Annotated in this window: 3 protein-coding genes; 2 read left to right on the top strand and 1 reads right to left on the bottom strand. The window is 57.5% G+C overall.

Features of this window, described 5'->3' with window-relative positions:
* A partial coding sequence (locus V7665_RS12200; RefSeq protein ID WP_335664808.1) for a DUF885 domain-containing protein occupies positions 1-1,659 on the bottom strand: 1,659 nt, incomplete at its 3' end.
* 197 nt (positions 1,660-1,856) lie between these two features.
* On the opposite strand from V7665_RS12200, the gene V7665_RS12195 reads away from it, so the two are divergent.
* Together V7665_RS12195 and V7665_RS12190 are read left to right on the top strand one after the other, a co-directional pair.
* Entirely contained in the window at positions 1,857-3,464 is a 1,608-nt protein-coding gene (locus V7665_RS12195; RefSeq protein ID WP_335664807.1) for a phytoene desaturase family protein, read from the top strand.
* A gap of 87 nt (positions 3,465-3,551) precedes the next feature.
* On the top strand, positions 3,552-4,452 hold a 901-nt coding region (locus V7665_RS12190; RefSeq protein ID WP_335664806.1), incomplete at its 3' end, for a DUF3604 domain-containing protein.

Genomic DNA, 4,452 nt, shown 5'->3' with positions numbered 1-4,452 from the left:
CTTGCCGATCATATAGGCGGTCGCTTGCCCGGGATAGACGATATAGCGCTCGATCGCCTTGCGAATATCGCCCTCCGGATTGGGTGTATTGTCGGTCAGATATTGAATCGCTTCCTCGCGACTCCAGCGCTTGTCATGGATGCCGGTGTCGACAACCAGCCGGCAGGCCCGCCACAATTCCATCCCGAGCCGGCCAAAATCGCTATAGGGATCTTCATAAAAGCCCATATCCTTGCCAAGTTCCTCCGAATAGAGTCCCCAGCCTTCGGTATAGGCGGTCCAGCCGCCAAATCTGCGAAACGGCGGCAAATCCCCCAATTCGGTCTGGATCGTTCTTTGCAAATGATGGCCGGGCAAGCCTTCGTGATAGGCTAGTGCCTCGAGCTCCGTCTTCGACATGCTGCGCAGATTGTAGAGATTTACATAATAGGTTCCGGGACGCGAGCCGTCGGGGGCCGGGCCATTGTAAAAGGCCTTGCCGCCAGATTTCTCCCGAAACGCTTCGACCGGTTTGATCACGAGCGGCGCTTTCGGCAGCGTGTTGAAAAATTCGGGCAGCTTGGCCGTCATCGCCGCCAGCTTGCCATCGACATCGGCCAGATAGGCTTCGCGCGTGTCATAATAAAATTCGTCACTGCTGCGCAGATGCTCGAAAAAGTCCTGCAAACTGCCTTCAAAGCTGACATCTGCCATGATCTTGCGCATCAGCCCATGGATCCGATCCACATTATCCAGACCGATTTGATGGATTTCATCCGCCGTCAAATCGGTGGTCGTATAATTTTGCAGCCGCTCAGCATAATAAGCGGCGCCGTCCTTGAACCGCCAGATGCCGTCACCATCGACAGCCGTTGCCTGCTGACGCTCCATCTCGGCGATCAGTTTCTCATAGGCGGGTTTCAGGCTGTTGATCATCGCCGCTGCGCCGCGCCCGACCAGATCGGATTTTTCCGCTTCGGAAATATCAAGATCCCCGACCTTCTTTTTCAGATCGGCATAGATGGGCGAGTCCGCGCCATCCGCGAATGGCGCACCACTGATCACATTTTTTGCGTCCGCGATCACATAAGGGAATACCCAGTCGGGCACGATGATGCCGTTGTCCGCGCGCTCTGCTGACTGCACCACCAGCGATTCAATCAATCGGCCGGCGGCATCAAGACGGCTGTCATAGGCTTCGGCATCCGCCTTGTTTGCCACCCGGTGAATGTTGATCAAGAACGCCGGAATCTGGCTTTGCGCACCATTCATCTGGTCAAAAATATAGGCATTGTGACGGAACGGGAATGCATTGCTCGACCGTTCGGCCCGCGCTTGAAACAGACGATAGCTCAGCTGGCTGGCTTCGCTCAGCTGGTCTTTGTCAAACTCGGCTTCCATCTGCGCAAGCGCGGCCTGACCACGCTCATATTGCGCGACTTCAGCGGCGTCGCTCGGGTCATCCCATTTGCCATAATCGGCATCGCGGATCCCGCGATAGGCTTTTGACACCGGGGAATGCGCGAGTTCCTGATCGTCATAATCTTTGAAAAAGGCGGACAGCTGAGCATTGATATCCTCGTTCGCCTGGGTTGCCACTTCGCTGGCCTGCGCATGGCTTGCGGGCGCGAGGGCGGTCAATGCCAAGGCAGAGACGGCGGTCAGCAAAAAATATTTCATCCAAAATCTTCCTTATCTGGTGTGAATTTCCCGGCCCTATCATCCCATTTGGATTTGCACAAATTTGCAATTGCGCCTGCTGCGCCCCGAACGAATACAGTCGAGACGGTCCAGGCCCTGTCTTTCCCGGGCAATGCGCAATCCATCCGGCAATTGGTGGTTGCTGCCGCGATTATACGCGGTTAGGCCCAATCACCATGCACGCACATTCACTGGACGCATTGATTATCGGCGGAGGCCATAATGGCCTGGTCTGCGCTTATTATCTCGCTCGCGCCGGGATGAAGGTGCGTATATTGGAAGCGCGCGACGTGATCGGCGGCGCGGCGGTGACCGAAGAATTTCATCCCGGTTTCCGCAACAGCACGGCCAGCTATACGGTCTCACTGCTCCAGCCGAAAATCATCGCCGATATGGGCCTGATGGAACGCGGCTATCGGGTCATCGAACGCCCCAAGAGCAATTTCCTGCCGCTTGGTGATGGCAAATATTTGCTCGTCGGCGGCTCTCTCGAAGCGACGCAGGAAGAAATCGCTCAATTTTCGCAGTCCGATGCGGCGCGCCTGCCGCAATATTATGCGATGCTGGAAACTGCGGCCACGATATTGCGCGATCTGGCGCTTGAAATTCCGCCGAATTCGGGAGGCGGCGCCCTTGCGATGCTCACCGGTATCAAGACCGCCCGGCAATTCGCCCGGCTATCGGCGCTCGAACAGCATCACATCATCAAGCTGTTCACGCTCAGTGCCCGCGAGCTGCTCGACCAGTGGTTTGAAAGCGCGCCAATCAAGGCGATCTTCGGTTTTGACGCCATTGTCGGCAATTATGCGAGCCCCGATACGCCGGGCAGCGCCTATGTCCTGCTCCATCATGTGTTTGGCGAGGTCAACGGCAAGCAAGGCCAATGGGGCCATGTTATCGGCGGCATGGGCCGGGTCACACAGCTTATGGCCAATGCCTGCCAAGAAGCAGAGGTTGAAATCAGCCTCGAAACGCCGGTCGCAAAACTGCTGGTCGAGAAGGGGACGGCCATCGGCATACGCACCGTGGACGGGGAGCAGATCCATGCTCGCAAGGTCATCGCCAATGTCGGCCCGAAACTGCTCTATGACCGCCTGATCGACCCTGCCGACCTGCCCGCTGATTTCCGCAGCATGATGGCCGGCTATCAATGCGGTTCTGGCAGCTTCCGGATGAATCTGGCGCTCGGCGCGCTGCCCGATTTCAAAGACCTTCCCGGCAACGGTGATCATCTGAAATCCGGGATCATCATGGCGCCGTCGCTGGACTATATGGACCGCGCCTATCAGGACGCCCGGCAATATGGCTGGTCGCGCAAGCCTGTTGTCGAAATGCTTATCCCCAGTCTTGTCGATGACAGCCTGGCCCCCGCTGGCCAGCATGTCGCCAGTCTGTTCTGCCAGCAATTCGCGCCGCAACTAACGGACGGTCGAAGCTGGGAGGATGAACGCGAGGCAGCGGTCGAAGCGATATTGGCGGTCGTCGAAGATTACGCCCCGGGCTTCCGCAAATTGATCCTGGGACAGATGGCGCTGTCACCATTTGATCTGGAACGCAAATTCGGCCTGGTCGGCGGTGATATATTTCATGGCCGCATGTCTCTCGACCAGCTCTGGGCGGCGCGTCCGGTGATTGGCGCGGCCAATTACAAGGGGCCGATAAAGGGTCTGTATATGTGCGGCTCGGGAACCCATCCTGGCGGCGGTGTCACCGGCGCACCGGGCCATAATGCCGCCAAAGCGATCCTGCGGGAACGCGGTCTTTTGGGTCGCTGGTTCGGTTGACGCTACGACGGGCGGGACAATCAAGCTGGCTATTGCGCCCAAGCCCCGGGAGAGATAGATTTCAATGATTGGGATGGGAGATTCAATATGCGCAAGTCACTGATGTTGGCAGTCTGCACGGCTGCTCTGGCTATTTCGAGCTGTTCGGGAAACAAGGACGAGGACAGCGAGAGCGCGAAAGTCGCCAACACGGCCTATCCCGAGCAGGTGTTCTGGGGCGATACCCATCTCCACACCGACAACAGCATCGACGCTTTTGGTTTTGGCAACCGGCTGGACGCCGAGGCGGCGCTGAGATTTGCCCGCGGCGAAGAAGTCACGGCGACCAAAGGCGCCAAGGCGAAACTGTCACGCCCGCTCGATTTTCTGGTGATTGCCGATCACAGCGACGCGATGGGTGCGACCAAAGCGATCATGGAAGCTCCCCGTATCGCCTTGCTGACCAATAAATTCCTGCTCCGCTGGCACGATATGATGAACGAGAGCGATGAAGGCTCGTTGAAGGTAACGTCGGAACTTATCGATGGCGCGGCAAAGGGAACATTGCCCGCGTCCCTGACCGACCCGGAACAGACCAGAGAACGCACGGCCGATCTCTGGGCAAAACATGGCGAGACCGTCGATCAATATAATGAGCCGGGAAAATTCACCGCCTTCATGGGCTTTGAATATACACCGATGCCGGATGGCGACAACCTTCACCGGGTTGTGATGTTCCGCGACAGCCCCAAGAAAATGGGCGACACCATCCCCTTTGGTGCTCTCGGCGCGCAGGATCCGGAAAAACTATGGGCTTATATGGCAGCCTATGAGCAGAAAACCGGGGGCAAGGTGCTCGCCATTCCGCACAACAGCAATGTCTCAAACGGCCGGATGTTCGCAATGAACAAATATGACGGCAGCCCGATTGATGCCGCCTACGTGAAGACTAGGGCGCTGCGCGAACCAATCGTCGAGGTCACCCAGATCAAGGGCGACAGCGAAGCCC

It is taken from the genome of Parasphingorhabdus sp. (assembly GCF_036964675.1).
Taxonomy (GTDB): Bacteria; Pseudomonadota; Alphaproteobacteria; order Sphingomonadales; family Sphingomonadaceae; genus Parasphingorhabdus.
This window is presented reverse-complemented; position numbering and strand designations above follow the sequence as displayed.

Excerpts from the sequence above, each read along its gene's own strand:
- V7665_RS12195 (WP_335664807.1), top strand. The coding sequence starts at position 1,857 with ATGCACGCACATTCACTGGACGCATTGATTATCGGCGGAGGCCATAAT.